20 protein-coding genes and 2 pseudogenes are annotated in these 21,530 nt (G+C 63.9%); 13 read left to right on the forward strand and 9 right to left on the reverse strand.

Annotated elements, in window-relative coordinates:
• The first annotated feature begins 57 nt into the window (after window positions 1-57).
• On the forward strand, window positions 58-447 hold the full coding sequence (locus tag EPN51_RS08330) for a hypothetical protein (protein ID WP_293040226.1): 390 nt from the start codon (window positions 58-60) through the stop codon (window positions 445-447).
• Window positions 448-468: 21 nt separating this feature from the next.
• Window positions 469-1,239 (forward strand): annotated as a pseudogene (locus EPN51_RS08335) (spirocyclase AveC family protein); the annotation flags it as partial.
• On the opposite strand, the gene EPN51_RS08340 reads toward EPN51_RS08335, so the two are convergent.
• From EPN51_RS08340 to EPN51_RS08350, 3 genes are read right to left on the reverse strand one after another with little or no spacing between them, the layout of a single operon-like run.
• Window positions 1,232-2,059: a hypothetical protein gene (locus EPN51_RS08340; RefSeq protein ID WP_293040229.1), complete on the reverse strand. Its 828-nt coding sequence runs from the start codon at window positions 2,057-2,059 to the stop codon at window positions 1,232-1,234. The pseudogene EPN51_RS08335 and the gene EPN51_RS08340 overlap by 8 nt on opposite strands.
• Complete coding sequence (locus EPN51_RS08345) at window positions 2,056-2,874, reverse strand: hypothetical protein (RefSeq protein ID WP_293040233.1); 819 nt, start codon at window positions 2,872-2,874, stop codon at window positions 2,056-2,058. The genes EPN51_RS08340 and EPN51_RS08345 overlap by 4 nt, the downstream gene beginning before the upstream one ends.
• 2 nt (window positions 2,875-2,876) lie before the next feature.
• Window positions 2,877-4,235 (reverse strand): NAD(P)/FAD-dependent oxidoreductase, encoded by a 1,359-nt coding sequence (locus EPN51_RS08350; RefSeq protein ID WP_293040236.1) that lies wholly within the window; start codon window positions 4,233-4,235, stop codon window positions 2,877-2,879.
• Between the two features lie 80 nt (window positions 4,236-4,315).
• Here EPN51_RS08350 and EPN51_RS08355 point away from each other — a divergent pair, with 80 nt between their 5' ends.
• From EPN51_RS08355 to EPN51_RS08375, 5 genes are all read left to right on the forward strand, one after another.
• Window positions 4,316-5,008 (forward strand): TetR/AcrR family transcriptional regulator, encoded by a 693-nt coding sequence (locus EPN51_RS08355; RefSeq protein ID WP_293040238.1) that lies wholly within the window; start codon window positions 4,316-4,318, stop codon window positions 5,006-5,008.
• 409 nt (window positions 5,009-5,417) lie between these two features.
• Window positions 5,418-6,122: a hypothetical protein gene (locus EPN51_RS08360; RefSeq protein ID WP_293040240.1), complete on the forward strand. Its 705-nt coding sequence runs from the start codon at window positions 5,418-5,420 to the stop codon at window positions 6,120-6,122.
• Entirely contained in the window at window positions 6,115-6,729 is a 615-nt protein-coding gene (locus EPN51_RS08365) for a cytochrome c oxidase subunit 3 (protein ID WP_293040243.1), read from the forward strand. Before EPN51_RS08360 ends, EPN51_RS08365 begins: the two co-directional genes overlap by 8 nt.
• An 11-nt stretch (window positions 6,730-6,740) precedes the next feature.
• A complete protein-coding gene (locus EPN51_RS08370) occupies window positions 6,741-7,016 on the forward strand; it encodes a cytochrome C oxidase subunit IV family protein (protein ID WP_293040246.1) in 276 nt (91 codons plus the stop codon).
• A 285-nt stretch (window positions 7,017-7,301) separates the two neighbouring features.
• Complete coding sequence (locus EPN51_RS08375) at window positions 7,302-7,994, forward strand: TetR/AcrR family transcriptional regulator (protein ID WP_293040249.1); 693 nt, start codon at window positions 7,302-7,304, stop codon at window positions 7,992-7,994.
• A gap of 322 nt (window positions 7,995-8,316) precedes the next feature.
• Here EPN51_RS08375 and EPN51_RS08380 read toward each other — a convergent pair whose 3' ends face one another.
• The 5 genes from EPN51_RS08380 to EPN51_RS08400 form a co-directional block, all read right to left on the reverse strand.
• Window positions 8,317-9,840 (reverse strand): AMP-binding protein, encoded by a 1,524-nt coding sequence (locus EPN51_RS08380; protein ID WP_293040252.1) that lies wholly within the window; start codon window positions 9,838-9,840, stop codon window positions 8,317-8,319.
• 208 nt (window positions 9,841-10,048) lie between these two features.
• Complete coding sequence (locus tag EPN51_RS08385; protein ID WP_293040255.1) at window positions 10,049-10,645, reverse strand: TetR/AcrR family transcriptional regulator; 597 nt, start codon at window positions 10,643-10,645, stop codon at window positions 10,049-10,051.
• A 7-nt stretch (window positions 10,646-10,652) separates the two neighbouring features.
• Entirely contained in the window at window positions 10,653-11,825 is a 1,173-nt protein-coding gene (locus EPN51_RS08390) for an acyl-CoA dehydrogenase family protein (protein WP_293040259.1), read from the reverse strand.
• Between the two features lie 244 nt (window positions 11,826-12,069).
• Complete coding sequence (locus tag EPN51_RS08395) at window positions 12,070-13,047, reverse strand: LLM class flavin-dependent oxidoreductase (protein ID WP_366509408.1); 978 nt, start codon at window positions 13,045-13,047, stop codon at window positions 12,070-12,072.
• Window positions 12,986-14,236: a cytochrome P450 gene (locus EPN51_RS08400; protein WP_293040265.1), complete on the reverse strand. Its 1,251-nt coding sequence runs from the start codon at window positions 14,234-14,236 to the stop codon at window positions 12,986-12,988. Before EPN51_RS08400 ends, EPN51_RS08395 begins: the two co-directional genes overlap by 62 nt.
• 258 nt (window positions 14,237-14,494) lie before the next feature.
• On the opposite strand from EPN51_RS08400, the gene EPN51_RS08405 reads away from it, so the two are divergent.
• The 6 genes from EPN51_RS08405 (at window position 14,495) to EPN51_RS08430 (ending at window position 20,997) form a co-directional block, all read left to right on the forward strand.
• Window positions 14,495-15,178: a TetR/AcrR family transcriptional regulator gene (locus EPN51_RS08405; protein ID WP_293040268.1), complete on the forward strand. Its 684-nt coding sequence runs from the start codon at window positions 14,495-14,497 to the stop codon at window positions 15,176-15,178.
• Window positions 15,179-15,314: 136 nt separating this feature from the next.
• Window positions 15,315-16,871, forward strand: a complete 1,557-nt coding sequence (locus tag EPN51_RS08410; protein WP_293040271.1) for an aldehyde dehydrogenase family protein — start codon at window positions 15,315-15,317, stop codon at window positions 16,869-16,871.
• 28 nt (window positions 16,872-16,899) lie between these two features.
• Window positions 16,900-18,681, forward strand: a complete 1,782-nt coding sequence (locus EPN51_RS08415; protein WP_293040274.1) for a long-chain fatty acid--CoA ligase — start codon at window positions 16,900-16,902, stop codon at window positions 18,679-18,681.
• Between the two features lie 75 nt (window positions 18,682-18,756).
• Window positions 18,757-19,425: a TetR/AcrR family transcriptional regulator gene (locus EPN51_RS08420; RefSeq protein WP_293040277.1), complete on the forward strand. Its 669-nt coding sequence runs from the start codon at window positions 18,757-18,759 to the stop codon at window positions 19,423-19,425.
• An 85-nt stretch (window positions 19,426-19,510) separates the two neighbouring features.
• Window positions 19,511-20,818: a Rieske (2Fe-2S) protein gene (locus EPN51_RS08425; RefSeq protein WP_293040280.1), complete on the forward strand. Its 1,308-nt coding sequence runs from the start codon at window positions 19,511-19,513 to the stop codon at window positions 20,816-20,818.
• Window positions 20,815-20,997, forward strand: a complete 183-nt coding sequence (locus EPN51_RS08430) for a hypothetical protein (protein WP_293040282.1) — start codon at window positions 20,815-20,817, stop codon at window positions 20,995-20,997. Before EPN51_RS08425 ends, EPN51_RS08430 begins: the two co-directional genes overlap by 4 nt.
• Window positions 20,998-21,194: 197 nt before the next feature.
• Here EPN51_RS08430 and EPN51_RS08435 read toward each other — a convergent pair.
• A pseudogene (locus EPN51_RS08435) lies at window positions 21,195-21,326 on the reverse strand (DDE-type integrase/transposase/recombinase); the annotation flags it as partial.
• Window positions 21,327-21,530: the final 204 nt, after the last annotated feature.

Genomic DNA, 21,530 nt, shown 5'->3' on the forward strand with positions numbered 1-21,530 from the left:
GAAGCGCCAGTACCCTAGCGTTGACAATTTGATACGTCGAGTTTCATTATCAGGTGCATGGCAACGACTCCTGCCGCCGTCACGAAGATTCCACGGTCAACCGGTGCCGCCGCCAACCGGACCGCGGTTGCGCAGGAACCACGCCGGCTGGTTCCGGTGAAGTGGTGGGCAGGCCTGGGGGCGGTGATCCTCGTCTTCATCGCATACGTCTTGACCGACTGGGTAACCGGCCCGTTCTTCGAGCGGGTGCCAACCGGTCCGACCGACCCACCGATCTACATGAAGGTGGCGATGGTCTTCTTCCAGGCCGTGTCGATTCCCGTCGGCCTCTGCCTCGTCGGCTGGTTCGTGATACGCCCGATCATCCGGCAGCGCAGGCTGACTCTGGACGGCATGCTGGTTCTCGCCTTTTCGACGCTCTGGTTCCAAGATCCGTTGTCGGCCTAGGGCGGTCACTGGTTCACCTACAACTCGTGGGCGATCAACTACGGCTCATGGGTGCATAGCGTCCCGGGTTGGCTGTCCAACGGAAAGCCCGGCGCGATGGTGGTCGAGCCGATCCTCATCATGCCGGGGCTGTACGTCTATGTTTTCGTCATCACCATGTTCCTCGGTTGCGCGGTCATGCGACGGGCCAAGGCCAAATGGCCACAGATCGGCACACTGGGACTGGTCGTTGCCTGCTTCGTCGCCATGGTCGGCTTCGACATCATCCTCGAGGGCGTGATCTTCATGCCGCCCGGCATTTGGGAATACCCGGGGGGACGCGGCCCCGCGATCTTCACCGGGACCTACCACGCCTTCCCCCTCAACGAAGTGGTCACCGTCTCGGCGACCTTCACCGCTGTTGCCTGCCTGCGGTACTTCCGCAATGACAGAGGGCAGACGTTGGTCGAGCGCGGTGCCGAAAACCTTCGGATGTCCGACCGCACCCAGATGGTCGTGCGCGCGCTTGCGGTGCTGGCCGGCGTGCACGTGGCGTTGTTCCTTACCTACAACGTGCCCAACTACTGGATCGGGACACACTCCAAGGAATGGCAGCGCGATCTGCTCGACCGGTCGTACTTCACCGACGGACTGTGCGGCCAGGATACTGACCGCGCCTGCCCCGGCCCCGGTGTTCCGTTGAGTCGCAACGACAATAGCGGTTCCGGCAAGGGGTCTGGTTACCTCACGCCCGACGGCAAGGCCGTCATACCGCCGAACACCAAACTGCCGGTGCAGTTCCCGTTCAGGTAACCAAACCGGGCCGCGGCAAATTCGAAGCCGCAAGGCGGCCGCTCGCCCTCGCCGCCGACATTCGCGCCGCGTAGGCGATCAGCAGGTCCAGCACGGCAAGACCGATCGCAATGGTCAGCGCCGCAGCCAGCCATCGAACCGGCGCGGAAGCCTGGGCGTTGAGCGCACTGAAGATCGGCCATCCCACCGCGATACTGCCGGCCGCGTCGAACATCATCGGCAGGAACGTCAGATACAGTGTGCGCCAGCCGGTGAACGTGTCCCCGGCGGCCAACAGCAACACGGCCAGCGCCAGCGGCCCGACCGCGTTGATGACGATCCAGTACACCGGGAAGCCTCCGATCAGCATGGGTGCGTGACCGTAGTAGCTGTAGATGCCGCTGGCCAGCACCGGCAGTTCGACGGCGACGTCGACCACCACCAAGACTCCCACCCAGGCCCACAGCCGGCGACGGGTCAGGCCGCGGCGCAGAGCCTGCAGGATCACGTACGGCATTCCACCAAAGAAAACGACGTAAATGCCCAACCCCCACAACGGAACCCGTGCGAAGGTATCGAGCGCGGTCCATTGGCCGGCGACCGGGTGCCACACCAGTCCCAGCACATCGTCGATCGGCTCGTTGAAGTACGACACCGCTCCCCCGGCCAGTAACAACGCCAGGGTGGCCGACCGCGTCCGGACAAGCTCCCGCATCGCGTACCCGATGAATCCGACAACCAGCACGGCCATGGCCACGGTCACCACGAGCTGAGCCGATTGCGGCATCTGCGTGCCGTCGGGAGTCGCCGGCAGATCGAAATGCCCACGGAACCAACTCATCCCTGCTCCTGCAACTCGGGCGCAGCCAACTCCGTGGCTTGCCTCAGCTTCAGCGTATGGGCGTAGATCCAGCGCGCCGAGGCATCGAGTATCGCTAAACCGATTGCGCAGGAGGCGAATGCGCCCGCCCACGTCACCCAGGCGGAGGCGCCGGGTACGTGCAGCGCGTTGTACACGGGCAAACCCACCGCCGCGCTGCAGCCGGCGTCGGTGACCAGCGGCAAGAACAGCACCAGGCCGGTCCGCCAGCCGGTGAAGTAGCTCGGTGCCGCGAACAGAATGGCCGCACACAGGATCGGGCCCGTGGTGTTGATGAACAGCCAATACAACGGAAATCCACCGATGCTCATCGGCACCTCGCCGTACCCGAAGTACGTGTAGAGCCGAAAGTACAAGAGCGGCAACTCGATCAGTAGGTCGGCCACGAAGGTGATCGCGATTCCCGTCCAGAACGCGCGTGGCGTGAAGGTGAGCCTGCGCAGTTCCAGCAGCAGGACATAGGCGATACCGCCGAAGAAGATGATGTACGTGGGCAGCCCCCAGTGCGGTATCGGCCCCATCGTCTCAAAGACCACATCCTGGCCCGGCCTGGGATGGTGCACCAGTCCCAAAATGTCGTCGAGCGGTTCGTTGAGCAAAGCGATCCCGCCACCCGCCAGCAGCACCAACCCCAGCGGCGACCCGGTCCGACGCCACTGGCGCACCGCAAACGCCACGAACCCGACGACCACCACCCAGAGCACGATTTCGGCGATGGTCTGCGGTGTCCGCGGGAACACCATCGGTGGCGGTGTCGGGATGTTGAACTGGGCCATGCTTATCGCACCGTCAACGCGGCAGCCGGCGAAAGCGCCTCCAACAGCTCACGTGCGGCGCGCTCACCGGCCGTGGTGGCCGTGTTGACGTTGCCCGACGAGTTGTAGGAACCGGCGAGGTGAATCCGGCTTTGCAGGTTGCGCGCGGCGTGGAAGCGGCCCAGCGCGCGATACAGCCCGGGGTGGCTGTAGACGAGCACCGGGTACCAGCGGTTGACTCGCACGAACTCGATCGCATCGCCCAAGCCGGGTATTGCCTTCTCCGCGTCGGGCAGCACGTCGGCCAGGATCTGGTCGTCGGTGGCGTCCATGTGGTCGACTGCCCACTGGTTCATCATGAACAGCGACACCAGACCCTTGCCCGCCGGAGCACGCCCCGGCGCCTTGTTGTGCTCGAGAATGACCGCGAAGAGTCCCTCGGACACCGGCCGGGGCACGACGACGAAGGACGCCGGGCATTCCGGAATCCGGTTCAGCCCCAGGTTGATCGACATCGTCGACGTGTAATTCAACTCCCGCAGGAATTTCGCACGTTCGGGATCCAGCTGCGGCACGATATCGGGGACTCGGTTACCCATCGAGCTGACGATGGCACCTGCTCCCCGTTCGGTGTGTTCCGTGCCGTCGGGCTCCGTGAACGTGATCGTCACGCCGTCGGAGTCTTCGACGACCTGAACCACGTCGGTACCCAGGCGCACATCGGGTATCGCCGCGGCCAGCCGTTCGGGAAACGACGAATACCCGTCGCGAAACGCGTACAGCTTGGTGCCCAGCACCTTCTGCCACAAAAAGAAGAACTCGACCACCGAGATGACGCTGGCCGGCACGCCGGCTCCGCCACGTACGGTGGGTTCAATCAGGTAGTCGTACAGCTCGCCGTCGAGACCGCGCCGCCGGCAGTACTGCTCGGGCGTCTCGGTGTCGTAGGCGCCCGCGATAGATAGGTCTTCGTAACTGAGCAGGTTACGCAGCTTGAACGAGTCCGCGGCGAGTCTGGCAACCTTCAGCTTGGAGCGCAGCGAGAGCAGCTTCGTCCGCGCCGCATCCAGGACAAGCCGGTTCGCCCGCAGGTAATGCATCTGATTGCCGCGCATGAAACCCATCAGCGAGTTCGCGGGTATCAACTCATTCGTCATGCCGATGTCGTCGACCAGCCGCATCACGCTGTCGTAGGCGGCCGGCAGGATCGTCGTCCCGGCTTCCATCAGATACCCGTCGCGCTTGATCGAGAGCAGTTGTCCGCCAACGCGATCCCGAGATTCCATCACGACGACCTCGCGGCCGGCCTCGTGTAGCCGCCAGGCCGCCGCCAGGCCCGACGGCCCCGCTCCGATGACATATACCTTCGAGGACTCAGACATGCCGTGCACTGTATCAAACAGAGCGTTTGGTAAAAAGACATTCTGTATGACCCACTGAACAGTGCGTATACTCTCCATGCATGAATGCGTCACCCGCGCGGCCCCTGCAACTGTCCAGGGCCCAGCGCCGCAGCATGCTCGCCCGCCACCTCGTGAGCGTCGTCGAGGAGCTGGTCGAGAACGGGGTGCGCTACTCCGACCTGAGCGTCGAGTCGATCATCACCGCGGGCGGAATCTCGCGGTCCACGTTCTACGTCTACTTCGACGACAAGGGCGATCTCCTTGTGGCCATGGCGCAGGACGTCATCGGTGATCTGCTCGCCGACGGTTCGTCGTGGTGGGACCTGCCCGTCGGCGCGAGACGCGAGGATCTGCGCAAGGCCTTACGGGTGCCGATCGACACCTACAGCAAGCACCGGACGATTTTGGGAACCATAGCCGAGACCGCGGCCTACGACCCGCGAGCGCAGGAACAACAGCAGAACCTGATCGGCCAGGTGGTGAGTGCGCTGACCACCTATATCGGCGACGCGCAGCGTGCCGGCGTGGCCGATGCCGAGCTCGACGCCGCGCGCACGGCGCAGTGGCTGATCTGGATGATCGAACGCGGCCTCTACCAGTTGGTCGGTACCGCCGACGACGAGGAGGTCGAACGTCAGCTCGATTCACTCGTCGAAATCGTGTGGCGCGTCGTATATCTCAGCGGTCGCGATGCCCAGACCCGGCGAGTAAAGGCGCCGGACCCGACGACCAAGCGGAGATCGGCCAAGTAGCTTCAGAAGCCCCGGATGCTACTGTCCGCGCACCGCTTGGGTCCCCGGGCGTGTCGATTGCGCCGCGAAATCAGTGGCCGGTGGCTGGGATGGAAGATGTCGCTGACCGGCATCCCAGCAGGTGCGGCCGGGGCCTCGACCATAGGCCCTGGGTGGTCTCAAAATCTGTTCAGGTTCAACCACTGCGAGCCGACTCAGGAATGACGGCATTCTAAAGTCCGACAAGTACTGGTATAGTGACACTGCATCAGTGTCGAGCGACACTGGCCATCGTCCTGGACAAGGCGGGGCCGGGCGCGATGTCGCCTGACCGGAAGTTGAAAAGGGGTTCGCCTTGGAAGTCCGTACCCTGCAAGAGAATCAACTCGAGACCCGATGTGTGCAATGGGGTGCACACATCCTGTTCGCGATGTTCTTCGTCGGCTGGATCCTTGGCTGCCGCTTCATCCCGTCACCCTCGCCCAGCGACAGTGCGGAAGAGATCGCTCGCCGGTTCGCCGACAACCGGGCCGGCATTCAGGTCGGTGCCACCCTGATGCTGCTGAGCATGGCGTTCTGGGCGGTGTGGGGGTCGGTGGTCGCGTCCTGGACACGGCGCGCCCGAGGCGGTGGCCAAACACTGGCCTATGCCCAGATCGTGTCCATGACGGTCTCCGAAGTGGTCGGGGTGCTCTGCACGGCGTTCTGGGCCATCGCCTCGTTTCGCCCGGGACAGATTGCCCCGCAGATCACTGCCACGCTCAATGACATTGCGTTCATGTTCTTTCTGCTCCCGTGGGGCCCGTTTAGCATGTGGTGTCTCACCGTCGCGATTACCGTGTTCCGCGACCGGCGGATGGATGACTCGGTGCGAGAATTCCCCCGCTGGGTTGGGTACATGAGCCTGCTGACCGCCTTCTTGTTCGCGCCGGCGGCGCTGGTGTTGTTCTTCAAGCACACCGGCTACGGCTATGACGGCCTGCTGGGTATGTGGATTCCACTGTTGATCTTCTTCGTCTGGGTTGAAGCCGTCACGTTCGGACTGAGCGGACGTCTGAAGGCTGAGCGCCGGGAATTGCTGGCCGCCAATGCAAATGACTTACCACCAAGGATGGCGGAGCTGGAGAATGTCTGACACGGCGATCGATCGGTCCTGCGCTTCGGGGGCAATCATCGAGTCGCCCAAGCGCCGCCACACCCCCGGCGAGGCCGGCTTGTGGGTCTTCATCCTGGGTGACCTGAGCATGTTCGCCTTCTTCTTCGGTCAGTTCGTCTTCGCGCGGGGCTCTCAACCCAAACTGTTCGACTCCTCCCGCGCGGAACTGAGCTTGTTCTTTGGCGCGTTTAACACCTGCCTGTTGCTGACGGGATCGCTGTTCGTGGTCTGGATGGTGCAAGCAGTCCGGCGCGGCGAACGGGCCGCCGCGCGCCGCTTCCTCGTCGCCGGATTCGGCACGGGGGTGTGGTTCCTGGTGAACAAGGCACTCGAATGGGGCCATGAGATATCCCGCGGTCTCACGCCGATCAGCAACGACTTCTTCACGTACTTTTTTGCGTTCACCGGTATCCACGCCATCCACGTCACCATCGGACTGAGCGTGCTGACCTATCTTTGGCGCCTCGCCGCCAGATCTGACTTCGGCGAGCGCGACTTGCATACCTTCGAAACCGGTGCTGTCTACTGGCATTTGGTGGATCTGCTGTGGATCGTGTTGTTCGCTCTGCTCTATTTGATGGCGTGATTGGTGAAGCTATGAAAACTTATCTACGCACACCAGCCACCGCAGTGTGGGCTGTGCTTCTCGTGGCGACACTGGCCACCTGGATGCTGGGCGCCGGCCATACCGTAATCGTCGACAGTGCCCGCGTCGCGACCATATTCGTGCTACTGATCGCGTTCGTCAAGGTGGATCTCGTTGGTCGCTACTTCATGGAACTCCAACACGCCCCGCGTCGGCTGGCGTTATTATTCAACGGCTGGACCGTCATCACCTGCGCCGTCGTGATCGCGCTCTATGTGCTGCACTGAACCACATGGGTCTGCTGCACGAATAGGTGACATCTTGACCTGACCTGGCCTACCTGTCACCCGATCGTGCAGCAGACCCTTGTGGTTGTTTACGACATAGCGGAGTGACGTCTGGCCTGTGTAGCCGACACCCCACTGGATAACGCGGTACTTCTGTCCCACCCTGGGCCCTCTGTTAATCGAGATCGCCATTTTTCTTACTTTGACAAGTCACCTATTCGGTGCGGCCGCACCCAACTGGTGTAGTGTCGCTATACCAGCCTAGTGGGACTATAGAATGGCGCGATGGCGAAGTCCAGCACCCCCGGTGCGAACAGTCGACTGCGGCCCAAGTCGCCGGTGCGCGCGAGCCCGCCCTCGTCAGCGTGGGGGAAAGGGCGCGAACTCTTGGTGCAAGCAGCGCGAGAGCTTTTCGCCGAGAAGGGCTATGCGGGTACCAGCACTCGCGAACTTGCAGCGCGAGCCAGCGTTACGGAAGCCATGTTGTTCCGGCACTTTGGCTCCAAGGCGGGTCTCTTCCGCGAGGTGGCCTTTGCCCAGTTCAGCGAGTTTATTGACGAATTCGTCGACGATTGGGAACACCGACCGCATGGTGTTCGCGACCCGGTCGACGAGGCCCGCGACTTCCTCCGAGGCGTCTATGACGTGTTGCACGCTAACCGAGAGATGGTTGAGGCGCTGATCGCTGCCGATAACGGCAACGGGCCGCTAGCGAGCGAAGAGGGCCCCGGGCCATGGTTGGCAGCGATCCTCGAGCGTTTCGAGCCAATCGCGTTGCGGGAGGGCGAAAACCGCCACTGGCGAAAGTTCGACCCTAAGGTGATGACCCGCATACTTTTCGGCATGGGACTTGCTGCATCCGTACTTGATATGAAGCCGGGCAAAGGAGTCAGTTGGCCCGCGGCGGACGACATGATCGAGGAGATGGCACAGCTGATCATTCACGGTGTCGAAGACAGGCCGCGCGGCAAGCGGTAGCGCCCCTTCGACGTACCACGGTGAACGCCTTGCCCTCGCTCCCGCACGCCTAACCCGCCTCCAAAACGCACAACGGTGACTACCTCATTGGCTGCGGCACAGCATCTTTCCCCTCTTGAACCCACGCTCCCGGACACATTACGGCCAACTCAAGACGTCCACAGACTGCCTGCGCGGAACATGCAGGACAGGCCTTGACCTCCGCTACTGCCAACCGTACAGCGTCGCAATACCATGATGCATTGGCGGTGTACCGGCGCCTCCGTGAGCCAAGGAGTCCTCCATGCAGTCAACGAGCCGTGAACTGCTCGAGAGCCATTGCTCATCCGCTGCCGCCCCGCGAAACCGAAACATCGTCTCGCAGCAAATGCTTTTGAATTTTCCCGGCTCCATTGCGCGGAATGCGCGCAAAAACGACTTCGCGCGGAATCTTGTAGTCCGCGATGCGAGCGCTGCAGTGCTGCCGTATCGAGGCGAGGGTGAGTCCGGACCCGTCGGTGGCGGTGATGAACGCCACGACCGTTTCCCCCCATTCCGGGTCCGGCCGACCGATCACCGCCACATCCATCACGTCGGGATGGTCGGCGATGGCTTGCTCGACCTCGGCGGAATAGACGTTGCGACCACCGGTGATGATCACGTCCCGCAAGCGATCGACCAGAAGCATGCCGCCATCGTCGTACACGTGCATCAAATCTCCGGTGTGTAGCCAACCGTCGCGGATCACCTCCGCAGTTGCTGGCGCATTATTCCAGTAGCCCTTGGTGATGGCCTCACCGCGAAACACCAACTCCCCCACCTGCCCTGGTGGCGTGTCGTTGCCGCACCCGTCGACAATCCGCGCCTCGACGAACGGCTGTGCGAGGTGGCCGGAGGACAGCGGTCGAGACCGTACCTGTTCCATGGTCGAGTAGATGCCGGTAGGTCCGGCTTCGGTCTGACCGCATTGTTGGAAGAACGAGACTTGGGGGAACGCGGCCAATAACTGCTCCACTGCCGCTGCCGGCATCGGTGCGGCGCCGAACACGCCGATGCGCCACGACGTCAGGGCGGAGCAGTCGCCGTCATACGAATCGAGGATCTGCTGGAACATGGTCGGGACCGCGAAAAGCACTGTGGCGCGGTACCGTTCCACCATATCCAAAACGGCGCAGGGATCGAATTTCGGTACCACAATGTGGGTTCCACCCAGCAGCGTCGTCGCGTTCATATAGGTCATTCCGCCCGAGTGATACATGGGCGCCAAGTGCAGGTAGCGATCACCGTCGCGCAGGCCCAACGACACAATCTGCGCCATCGCCGCCCACACGGCGCGGTGGTGATCGAGCAACACGCCCTTGGGCTTTCCGGTGGTGCCCGAGGTGTACAGGATGAACGCGTCGTCCTCTTCGACCGCGCGATCCTCGTGTACCGGTGCGCCGTGTCCGCCGGCGAGCAGGTTCGGGTAGTGCGTCGACGGGCCCAGCGAGAGCAACGCGATGGACGCCGCCAGCCGACTCGCGGCCTCGGCAAGCCCGGATTCGGCGGGGTTGAACGCCAACACCGTGCTACCGGAATCCCCCAGGATGTGGGCGAGCTCCGGTGCGGCCAAGCGGGTATTCACCGGGACGACGATCGCACCGAGGCGCGACGCGGCGTGGGACGCGATGATGAATTCCGCGGAGTTCGCCGACAGGATGGCGATTCGGTCGCCTTTGCGCACTCCGAACGCGTCAAACGCACCGGCCGCGTTGGCGATGTCGGTCTCCAGCGCTCGCCATGTCCACCGGCGCTGCGCGGTGATGATCGCCTCGCGGTCACCCACTCGATTGGCATTGCTCAACGCCGTCCCGCCTATGGTCGGCATGCTTGCCCCGCCTCCGTTCTGGCCCGCCGATTATTGAGCCCAGCCATGTCAATATAAGGAGGTGCTGCGGCATGGTCCAGAGGTCCCGGCCGATCGGTGGCACGTGACTCGCAGAAGTTTCGGTGATCCCTGATTGAGTCTCTGGCAAGCCGGTGCGATCGGGGCCCCTGCGGCACCACGTTGCCGGGGTTGCGCCGGGCTCGATGGGCTATCCGCGCACCGCCAAGAAGGCGACGTCGACAACCGCGTGCGCGCGGCTGCGAAACCTGCGATCCCCGATGAGGCCGGCCGTCCACTGGTGGATGGTGCCGACTAGGCCGGCCGCCAACACCTCGCCGATGCGTCGCACCTCAACGTCGGCGCGGGCGTGCCCACGTTCTTGCGCTTGCCGATACCCGGCCTCGAGACACCTGGTCAACTCGTCGCTCGGGTCATGGGCCAACAGCTTGCCGCTTTCCGCCCAACCGGACAGTAGCGCCCGGAACACCGCTGCGTCCGAGCGCAGGACCCGCACCACTTCATCGACGATACGCAGGGCTCGTTGATGCGGGTCGGCCTCGTCGATCGCCGACAGATCGAGCCCCTCCAGGGCCCGGTCCGCCATTGAGCCCCAAAGCTGATCGCGATTTCCGATCAGGTTGAAGACCGTCATCGGGGCGACCCCCGCAAGTGCGGCGACCCGCTCGATGGTGAAGTTCTGGGCCGGATCCTCACGCAATAATTGCAGGCCGGCGTCAAGGATCGCTTCGGTGCGGCGCTGCTTGTTGCGCTCTCGCAGACCCGGCGCGCCCGGGGTGGTCGTCACCATGCGTTCAATACGACCTCGGTAGCCCCAGTGAGTGTTCTGCGACGAAATTGAGGATCATCTCCTTGGACACCGGACCCATATTGAGCATCCGCACCACCCAGAAGTAAGTGGCCAGTTGGTATTCGTAGGTGACCCCGTTGCCGCCGTGCGTGGCCACCGCGGCATCGAGCGCTTCGAGCCCGGCGCTGGCACCCAGATACTTTGCGGTGTTTGCGAGTTCACCGACTTCTGCACCGCCGTCGTAGAGTGCACACGCTCGCGCGGTAACGAGTTCTGCGGCCTGTAGATGCATATGGGCGGCAGCCAGCGGATGCGCCACCGCCTGATGAGCGCCGATCGGCACGTCCCACACGCGCCGCTCGTTGGCGTAGCCGACCGCCTTGTTCAGTGCGTACCGTCCGATCCCCGTGCACAGCGAACTCGTCAGGATCCGCTCGGTGTTCAACCCGGTGAATGCGACCGCCAGCCCCCGCCCCTCGGCCCCGACCAGGTTTTCGGCCGGCACCGCAACGTCATCGAAGAACACCTGATGGCTCTTGTCGGGCTGGTTCATCACCGTCCGGATGGGAGCCCACGATAATCCGGGAGAATCGGTACTCACCATGAGCACCGACAGCCGTCCCCGGCCACCGCTTTCGTCGACGCCGGTGCGCGCCACCACCATCACCCACTGCGCCGATTCCATCCCGGTGATGAATACCTTCTGACCGTTGAGGATGTAACGGTCACCTTCACGGCGTGCCGTGGTCGATATCCGATGTGCGTTGGACCCGGCATCCGGCTCGGTGATGGCAAAGGACAGGCGCGTCTGCCCCGTCGCCACGCCGGGCAGCCAGCGCTCCTTCTGGGCGGAACTGGCGCTGCGATCCAGGACGGTGCCGGTGACGCCGGAGGAGAACAACATCGACTGCATCGGGCAGCCGGCGACCGCAGTCTCGTGCACGACCATATCGAGTTCGGCCAGGCCCAGTCCGCCACCGCCGTGTTCCTCAGGCAGATGAACGCCGAGATAACCGCTGGCCCCCAGATCAGCCCAGAGCTCGCCGCAGTTCCCACCGGTGTCAACCTGCTGCTGGTAGTAGTCGGGCCCATAGTTCGCGACGATGCCATGGACGGCCTCGCGGATAGCCCGTTCCTCATCCGTCGCCTGCAGGACCGTTCCAGTCGATACCGGCATGCCCAGTTCTCCCGCCTCTTGGCCTCGTATTGTCGCATCCAACCGGGACGCCCCAAAAAATCTATATTACTACCTAATTTTAGGTATCTCTATAGATTAAGCCAGGGTTCTCACCCTGGTGGCGAGTCGAGGCATCGGCACCGAAGTCGTTGCTGCCCTTCGTCAAGCGGGACGAACCATCGACCACCAACATGCAACCCCGACACCTCCCCGTGAGATTACGGGTATCGATGGTCAGCCGGATTCAGAGATCGCGGACTGCCGGCAGCACCTCGCGGGCCAGGGTGTCGCGTATCCGGCGTCGATCGTCGGGGTCCTCGGCCGCAATCTGCAGCAGCACGCTTTCCACGCCGGCCTCGCGAAACTCCACGAGCCGGGCCGTGACGGCCGCTGGGTTACCAAGGAGCAGATAGCGATCGGCCAGCGGGCCGAAGTCCTGTTGATACGCCGCACTCACGGTGCCGATGCCGGCGTCGCGGGCCCAGTCGGCATCGGGATCGACTGCCGCCCAGACGAACAGCGCCGCCGAGACGTCACTCGACTTTCGTCCGTGCTCGACTGCGTATCTGCGGGCGGATTGGAGTCCGGCCGCGACCTGATCGGGTTCGACCATGTACGGGAGCCACACATCGGCGAATTGGCCCACCCTACGCAGTGCGCGCTCCTTGCGTCCCCCCAGCCAGATGGGTGGCCCACCGCGTTGCCGCGGCGGCGGATCCAGCCGAACGCCCGATAACGACGAGAAGGCACCCTCGAAATCCACCCGATCTCCCGAGAACAGCCGGCGCACCACGTGCAGGCCTTCCTCGATGCGCCGGAACCGCGTGGCGGGATCGATGCCGGCAGCGGCGAATTCCGGCGGGTATTCCCCGCCGGCTCCGACCCCCAACTCGAAACGACCGCCCGAGATGCGATCGATGGTCGTGGCCATCTTCGCCACCATCGCCGGCGCATACAGCGGCAGCAGCGTGATCGACGACACCAGGCGAATCCTGCCGGTCACGGCGGCCGCGGCGGCCAGCATGGTGAATCCGTTCGGGGTCGGTCCGTGGAAGAACAGATGCTCACCACAGCCGAGCAGGTCGAACCCGAGGTCCTCGGCCGTGCAGGCCTCAGCTACCACGGTGTCAGGGTCACTGACAGTGATACCAACCCGCATGTCAGGCCGGTGTGACCGTGACCGGTAATTCGTAGACGCCGCGGCTGAAGACGTCCCGGACATAGAGGATCGGCCCCGCGGGGCGAATCTCCTTGGTGCGCTGCAAGAATTCCTCCAGCAGGATCTTCATCTCCAATACGGCAATGTGCTTGCCCAGACAGCTGTGTGTACCACGACCAAAACTCAGGTGGCGGTTAGGGTCTCGGGCCAGGTCGAACTTCTCAGGTTCGTCGAATTCGGTCGGATCGAAATTACCGGCGGCCAGCAGCATGCACACTCGCTCGCCGGCGGCGATCGGCTGCCCGTGCATTTCGATGTCTTTGGTCACCGTCCGGACGAAGTGCAGGAACGGCGTCGATATCCGCACCATCTCTTGGATCGCACTGTCCGGAATGTCGTCGGAATGTTCGCGCAGCCAAGCTATTTGCTCGGGGTCACGCATCAGTTGGTGCATGGTATGGCTGAGTGCGGTGCGGGTGCTTTCGGCCGCCCCGCTGGCCAACAGCACAATGTTGCCCAGGATTTCATCCTCGGACATGGTGTCCGCACTATCCGCGTGCACCATCTGGGTCACCACGTCATCCGCGGGCTCCGCCCGCTTTCGCTGCGCAAGCTCACCCGCATACGCCGTCAGGTTGAAGATCGCCTCGATCACGTTCTCGAAAGACGGGGTGATCCGGGTGTCGAAGGGTGCGGCAAACCGGTCGACCCAGTTGAAGAATTGCGGGCGGTCATCGGCAGGCACACCCAAGACATCGCCGAGAGCCTCCATCGGCATGGCATGGGCGACGTCGGTGACGAAGTTGAACGTTCCCTTGGCCAGCGCCTCATCGACCACCGTGCGGGCGTAGCCGCGAAACTTCTCCTCCAGCCGCCTGACCATGGGAAGGGTGAAGGCCCGGCTCGCCACCCGCCGATGGCGGCGATGGTCCGCGCCGTCCTGGGTGAGCATTGCCGGCTTACCCCCGACCGCCGGATCGATGGGGTTGACGGTCCAAATATTGAGATGTCCACGATCGGCAGCAAAGGTTTCCGGATCTCGGTCCACCATCAGGATGTCGTCGTAGCGCGTCAGGACCCGCACCTCTTTGATCAGCAGCGGATCGTCGAAGCGCTGACGGTAGACAGGTTCGAACTCGCGGAGATACGCATACTGGTCCAGCGGCAGGCCATAGGTGTCGGGATTACCGTTGGCGTACACGTCGGCATCCAGGACACCGATGTGCAGGCCAGGGTCGAGCGTGCTAGTCATCCGTTGCGATCCTTTCCATCTAGCCCATCAGGCACCATGAAGTGACCCGCCGAAGCCACGAAAAGCACTATGTAGACCCCCATTTCGGCCACCGGTCAGTACCTTCGACGAATTGACCACGGCGGTACACCAGTTACCTCATCGCCCGCGGGCCGTGTGGAGAGAGTGAACCAGACCACACACCTGTCCGTCAAGCGACAGATGTGTCTCTTGATGAATGGGGCCTCGGCGAGCACCCCGCGGTGGCATGATGGCGCGGTGGTTACCGAAACCGGCGTTGCCCGCGGGCCACGCCGTCGGCCCGAAGAAGTGCGCAGGCTGCTTGTGGAAGCGGCCGAACGGGTCGTGGTCCGCAAGGGTATGTCGGCAAACGCACAGGAGATCGCCATCGAGGCCGGGGTACATCGGTCCGTGCTCTACCGCCACTTCACCGGGGCACAGGAGCTGATCCAACTCGCCGCGTTGGGCCCGTTTCGCGAGTTCCTCGGCCGCATCCAGCTGATGACCGCCCGCGCCGACGAAGCCGAACCCACCCCGCTGTGGGATCTGATGGTCGGATTCCTCGGCGACCTGATGGACATCCTGTCCGACCACCGCGACTTCCTGATGATGGCGATGTCGGAGGCCTCACCGCTGGAGGAGTCCGACCGCGACGAGCTCCGAAGGCACCTCGATGACGTTCTCGACGAGATTGCGGAACTGGCGGCCCGGGCGGGCGCGACGCGACAACTCGATATCGAGCACGTCCGTATCAATACCCGGTTGGCGATCGCCATGAACGTCGGTGTCGCGTCGTTTGGCCGATGGTTACTTCCCGATCCCGGGCCGACCGCCCCCAGAGAAATCCTCATCGAGCAGATGGCCAGCATGCTGCTCTACGGTGTGCGGCAGGTCTCGGACGCGGAAAAGCAACTCGACCGTCGGAGCCCGGGCCGGCGTTGACGGCCGGCCCACACCCACCGGACCCGTCCGGCGGATATTTGAGACGACTCGTTGCAATTAACCATGCGGTTGGGCATGATGACAATGTGGAGCGGCCCCTACGCCGGGGACGCCATTGCCTCCGTGGAGGATCAAGGTGACGACGACAACGAATGGTCGGGTCGCGGACAACACCGATCGGCGGCCGGAAATCCCCGTGCACTCACCGGCCGACGGCCACGTGGTGGGTGCGGTGTCCGACATGACTTCGGCAGAGGTCTTCGCGGTAGCCGCGCGACTCCGCGCCGCACAACCGGAATGGCAGGCTATCGGGTTCCATTCCAGACGTATCTGGCTGGAACGTTTTCGCGACTGGATCCTCGACAACGAGGATGCGTTGCTGCGACAGGTTCAGGCCGAAACCGGAAAAGCGTGGGGCGACCTTCCGCTCGGCGAGATCGTGGCATCGGTCGACGTCCTCAATTACTGGGCCCGCAATGCCGAGAAATTCCTCGCACCGCAGAAGCCACGCCCACACAGCCCGTTGATGTCGACCAAACGCATGCACGTCACGTTCCACCCGCACCAACTCGTCGGCTCGATCACGCCGTGGAACGCACAGCTGGCCATGCAGATGCTCGATATCCCGGCGGCGCTGATGGCCGGCTGCGCTGTGCTCACCAAGGCGTCGGAGGTGACCCCGCTGGGCTGGGCCGCCGCGGTGCGGGGCTGGAAGGACATCGGCGCCCCGGACGTGCTCGACGCGGTCACCGGGGGCGGCGAGGCCGGAGCGGCCGTAGTCGATGCCGTCGACATGGTGCAGTTCACCGGCTCGGTGAGCACCGGACGGCGCATCGGGATCCGCGCCGCCGAACGCATGATCCCGTGTTGCCTGGAACTCGGCGGCAAGGACGCCATGATCGTTCTGGCCGATGCAGACATCGACCGCGCGGCCAAAGCCGCCGTCTGGGGTGGTTTTTACAACGCCGGGCAGATCTGCGTCTCGATCGAGCGGGTATACGTCGAGTCTGTCGTCTACGACAAATTCGTCGACAAGGTGGTCGAACTGACTCGCCGGCTCCGAGTCGGCACGGATGCGCCCGGCGCGTTGTCCTCGGATGTCGGCGCCGTAGCCACCGCCGGTCAGCTTGCCATCATCGAACGGCACGTCACCGATGCGGTGGAGCGCGGCGCGCGGGTCATCACCGGCGGGCGCCGGATTCCGGGCGATGGCCTGTTCTTCGAGCCGACGGTGCTGCTCGACGTCGACGAATCGATGCAATGCATGAGTCAGGAGACGTTCGGGCCGACCCTACCCATAGTGCGGGTCGCGGATGCCGACGAGGCCATTCGTCGGGCCAACGCCTCCGAGTTCGGCCTGGCAGCCAGCGTATTCACCAAGGACCACGCGAAGGGCCGGGAGGTCGCCGGCCGGATCGACTCCGGCTCGGTGAACGTCAACAACGTGATGACCAATGTCTTTCAGCTGCCGGTGCCCTTTGGCGGCAGGCGCAACTCCGGCCTCGGCTCCCGGCACGGTGCAGCCGACGGAATTCGCAAGTACTGCTGGCGGAAGTCGGTCATCGAAGAGCGGTTCAACCTGCCGGCCGAGATCTACTGGTATCCGACCAAGGCCAGGAATGTCCGGCTCATGACCCGGGCCGCACGATTCCTGTCGACCAACACCTGGAAACGGCGCCTCAAGCTCGGCTGACCAGCCCTACCCGGAGGAACGAAAAGAAGTGCGGCCCAGCATCCTCGCAGAGGCCTCGACAGCCGGTCCGCGGACGGACACGACGCTATGCCACGTCTTCCAACACACCGCATCGCGCGTGCCCGATCGGGTCGCGCTCCGCACGTTGCACGGCGCGCGTGAGGTGACCTGGAGGGAATACGCGGCGAAGGTTCGGCAAGTGGCCGCCGGGCTGGCCGACCTCGGCGTCACGCACGGCGAAGCCATCGCGATCATGAGCAGCAACCGGATCGAATTCCACTTCATCGACACCGCGATCATGCATCTGGGTGCGGTGCCGGTGTCGATCTACAACACGTTGCCGCCCAAGGATATCGCGTACATCCTGCAGAATTCCGGTGCGCGGACCGTGTTCGCCGAGAACGCGTTCTTACCTGCGCTTCGCCAGGTCGACCACCATGGCGCCACGTTGGACCACATCATCGCCATCGACGAAACCACTGAAGACGCCATATCGCTGAACGACTTGATGCATGGCGCACCCGACTTCGACCTGGACGCAGCTCTGCGGCGCCTGGAGCCCGAGGACCTCGCCACCATCAGCTACACCTCCGGCACGACCGGTGCGCCGAAAGGCGTAGAGCTGAGCCATCGTTCGATCCTGCGAAGCATCCAAGCCATCAATGAGGTGTACGGATCGATCGACGGAGCACGCATGGTGTCGTTCCTGCCGATGGCCCACGTCGCCGAGCGCATGTTTTCGCACTGGCGGGGCATCGTCGGTGGATTCACCGTGACGCCCTGCCCGCATCCCAGCGAAGTCGCGCCGTATCTGCTGGATGTGCGCCCGCAGTATGTCTTTTCGCCGCCGCGCCTCTTCGAGAAGCTGCGCGGCGCCATCGAGGTGTATTTCGCCGCCGAACGCGATCCGCGACGCCAGGCCCTCATCGCGGAGGGCCTGCGCATCGGCGCCGAGAAGGTTGACCTCGAACAGTCCGACCGCCCGGCGGACGAGCGCCTCAGCGCGCGTTATCAAGAGCTTCGCGCCGAAATCTTTGCCCCAGCACTAGAACTCGTCGGGCTCGACCAGGTCGTCGTTGCCCTCACGGGATCGGCGCCGGTACCCCCGGACCTGGTCCGGTTCTTCCTGATACTGGGGCTTGCGGTGTACGAGGGCTGGGGCATGTCCGAGGTCACCGCGTTCGGAGCGTTCAATCGCCCCGGCGACACCCGCGTCGCCACGGTCGGATACCCGTTGCGCGGAGCCGAGATTCGCCTTGCCGCCGACGGTGAGATCCTATTCCGCAGCCCATGGTTGATGTCGGGATACCGTGGTCGGCCGGACCTGACGGCCGAGACGATCGACAGCGACGGCTGGTTGCACACCGGCGACATCGGTGCGCTGGTGGACGGGCGACTGTCGATCGTCGACCGAAAGAAGGAACTGATCATCAGCGCCTTCGGCAAGAACATGTCACCATCGAACATCGAGTTCGCGGTCAAGAGCGCCAGCCCGCTGATCGCGCAGGTCTGCGTTGTCGGCGACGCCCGGCCCTACATCACGGCACTCATCGTCATCGACAGTGTCGTGGCGGCGACCGTCACCGACGCGGTAACCGGTCTGCACGAGAACCCGCGGATCATCGCGGCGGTCGACGCCGCGGTGAGCACTGCGAATCGGACCTTGTCCCGGGTCGAGCAGATCAAGAGGTATCGGATCATGGAGCGCGAGTGGCTGCCCGGCGGCGATGAACTCAGTCCGACGATGAAGCTCAAGCGCCGCCAGATCGCCGAAAAGCACCGGGACACCATCGAATCTCTGTATTCCTGACCAAGCCCTCATCGGCGCGAGCGTTCTCCAGCAGGCCCTATGACAACCCGCCATCTTTGCGAGACGATCACTAGCATGGGCATAACGAACCAGTCAGCCGACCAGATCCGCACACGGCGCCGCTCGACGGACCTGCGGGCGATGGTGGTGGAGGCCGCCGAGTATTCGTTCAGCCAACTCGGCTACAAGGGCGCCACCATGGCCGGCATTGCGGCCCGAGCCGGGGTCACCCGATCGGTACTGACCCGTCACTTCGCCACCAAGGCAGAGCTGTTCACCGAGGTGATGACCAAGCCACTGCTGCAGTTCATCGACGAGTGGACCCGGCGGTGGACCGATAGGCTCGACGGTCAGCCCACCGAGCCCGAACTGGTCTATGAGTTCGTCTCCGACCTCTACCGCAACAGTCGCGCCCACGTGGGGGCGCTCCGGCTGTTGATGTTCTCCGACGAACACCTTGAACCCGCGGTGCGACAACAGGTCTGGCAGAACCTCAACCATGGGCTAGGCGCGGTGCTGGACATCGCACACCGCGAGATCGGGTCGCACGGATATCCAACGCGCGACGTCGACGTGACCGTCCGGGCGATCATCAGCATGGTGTTGGGCTATGTGACCTTGGATCCTGCGCTGTTGCGGACGGCCACCTCCGACGAGGACCACGTCGTCACACACCTGGCTTCGCTGATCCTGTACGGCCTCGCGCTGCGACCTGGCGAGCTAAGGGACAACATTGTCCCTTGACAGCGGGCGTCATCGCACTCCACACTGAGTTCGCGTCGGCGCGCCGGCGCGGCTCGCTGATGATTCATTCAGTAAGGAGTGCGACATGACGACCGGCATGGTTTCGGATCACACTGCGACGGAAGGGCCGAGCGGCGATACGCCCGTGGGCGCAAGGCCGGCCCGGCGGGAGTCGATCGCCAAGGGCGTCCTCAATCCGCAATACCCGATGTCGTATTGGCAGATCGCCTTTTCGAACGACATCGCCAAGGAATCGGTCATTCCACTGCGGGTTCTCGAACGCGACGTGGTCTTGTGGCGCGATTCGGGAGGAGTGCTGCACTGCGCGGCCGCCCACTGCGTCCATTTGGGCGCCAACCTCGGGTACGGGGGCGAAGTGGTCGCTGACACCTTGCGCTGCCCCTTTCACGCCTGGCGCTACAACGCCGACGGGAAGGTCGTGCACGTCCCGGGCCTCACCGAGGCGCCGAAGACCAAAGCGTGTCTGCCCACGTATCGGGTGATCGAGCGCTACGGCACCGTCTTCTTGTGGAACGGGCCCGAGCCGCCCGACCACGAACTGCCAGACTTCCTCGCCGACGAGGGCATTGCAGAGGACTCGATCGTCTTCGAGCACGTCCGCTACAAGCTGCCCTTCCCGGCCAAGTGGTTCGTCGAGAATCTGCCCGATTCGGCACATTTCGCCGGCCTGCACCGGCTGGGATCGTGGGGCAACACCGAGATCCTGTCCAAGTCGGACACCAGGCTCGAATACATCTGCCACTTCTACGGCCGAGCGCCCTACGTCGGCTGGGAAGACCTCAAACGCAGCTACCGGCGCGGCGAAATGTGGGGAGTATCCGACGCGGCCGGCGGCGACTTCCATGCCACGACCTACGGCGGCGGCCTGCACCTGATCGACCTGACGGCGTCGCCGCCGGAGCTGGCGGAAAGCCGCTCCAAAGTGACCGCGCGCCTGCCGCGGGCCATCATCGCGCTCACCGAGAAGGTCAACGATCTCAGCGACAGCGCGCGGCTGATCCTCAGCTTCACACCCGTCGATGCCGACAGCCACATCGTCTACCTGACGATGATCACACCAAAGATCAAGAACCCGGCGCTGCGCCTGATCGGTCGCCCGATCGTGCGGTCGTTGCTGGTGCGGCGCAACTGGTTTGCCATCATGCAAGACACCTCGTTGATGATGTACCGGCAGGAGCCCGAACAGCCGGCGTACAACCGGTTTGACCGCGGACTGGTCAAGTTCCGCCGGTTCTGCGACAGCCGCCTCCTCGACCGCAGCCTGTGGGCAGGTGACAACGTGCACAGCTCTGGCGCCCGGGCGGGCTGCGCGTGGCCGGACGACCCCACCCGGACGGCAAGCGGCGACGCTTCGGTGGGCGGTGCTTTGTGAATCGCGAGCTGATCGGCAAGGTCGCCATCCCGTTGGCGGTGAGCTTCACGGGTTGGCGGCTGTACCGCCGGCACCGGCGCCGTCAACTGGTGCTGATGCCCAAGGGAATCAACGCGGCGAACGGAATCACGATGCGCAGCACCATCAAGGCGGCGCGGCCGACCACGGTGGCCCGCTGAGTGCCAACCACTTTCGGGGCCGCACGCAAACCCGCGCCCGTTCCAATACCTGAGCGGAACCGTGCGGTTCCCCCGAGATCGTGGAGGGGTTTCTAAGCCGCTTCGGGCTTCGGTTGCTGTTCCCTGATCTCGTCGTTGACGGGTGGCCCGTCGGCGGCCCCGCGGCCTCACAACACTTCCCACTCGAACAACGACAAGAATGGCTCCGCAGCGGTGTTATCGAAACACGACCCCACCCGGCCCATCGACTGACGAATACCGGGTCTGGCGCACAAGCTGCGGAACTCGTTGGCGGTGTAGGTGCTGCCACGGTCGCTATGGAAAATGACCGCGCAGCTTACTAGCAAGATTGTGTTGGGAGATAAGGGAACAACTCGTGCAGACAGCTACGTGCCGAGCGTAGCCGGCGGGCCTCGGAAGAGGCCCGAGCAGTGTCTGGGCGACCACCAAGGTGACCAACTCAGCGTCGTCGAGACGAGCGGTGATCCCGACGCGACGAAGTCAAGGAGCTGCGTTCACAGCGGGCGGGTACA

It is taken from the genome of Mycobacterium sp. (genome assembly GCF_004298145.1).
Lineage (GTDB): Bacteria > Actinomycetota > Actinomycetes > Mycobacteriales > Mycobacteriaceae > Mycobacterium.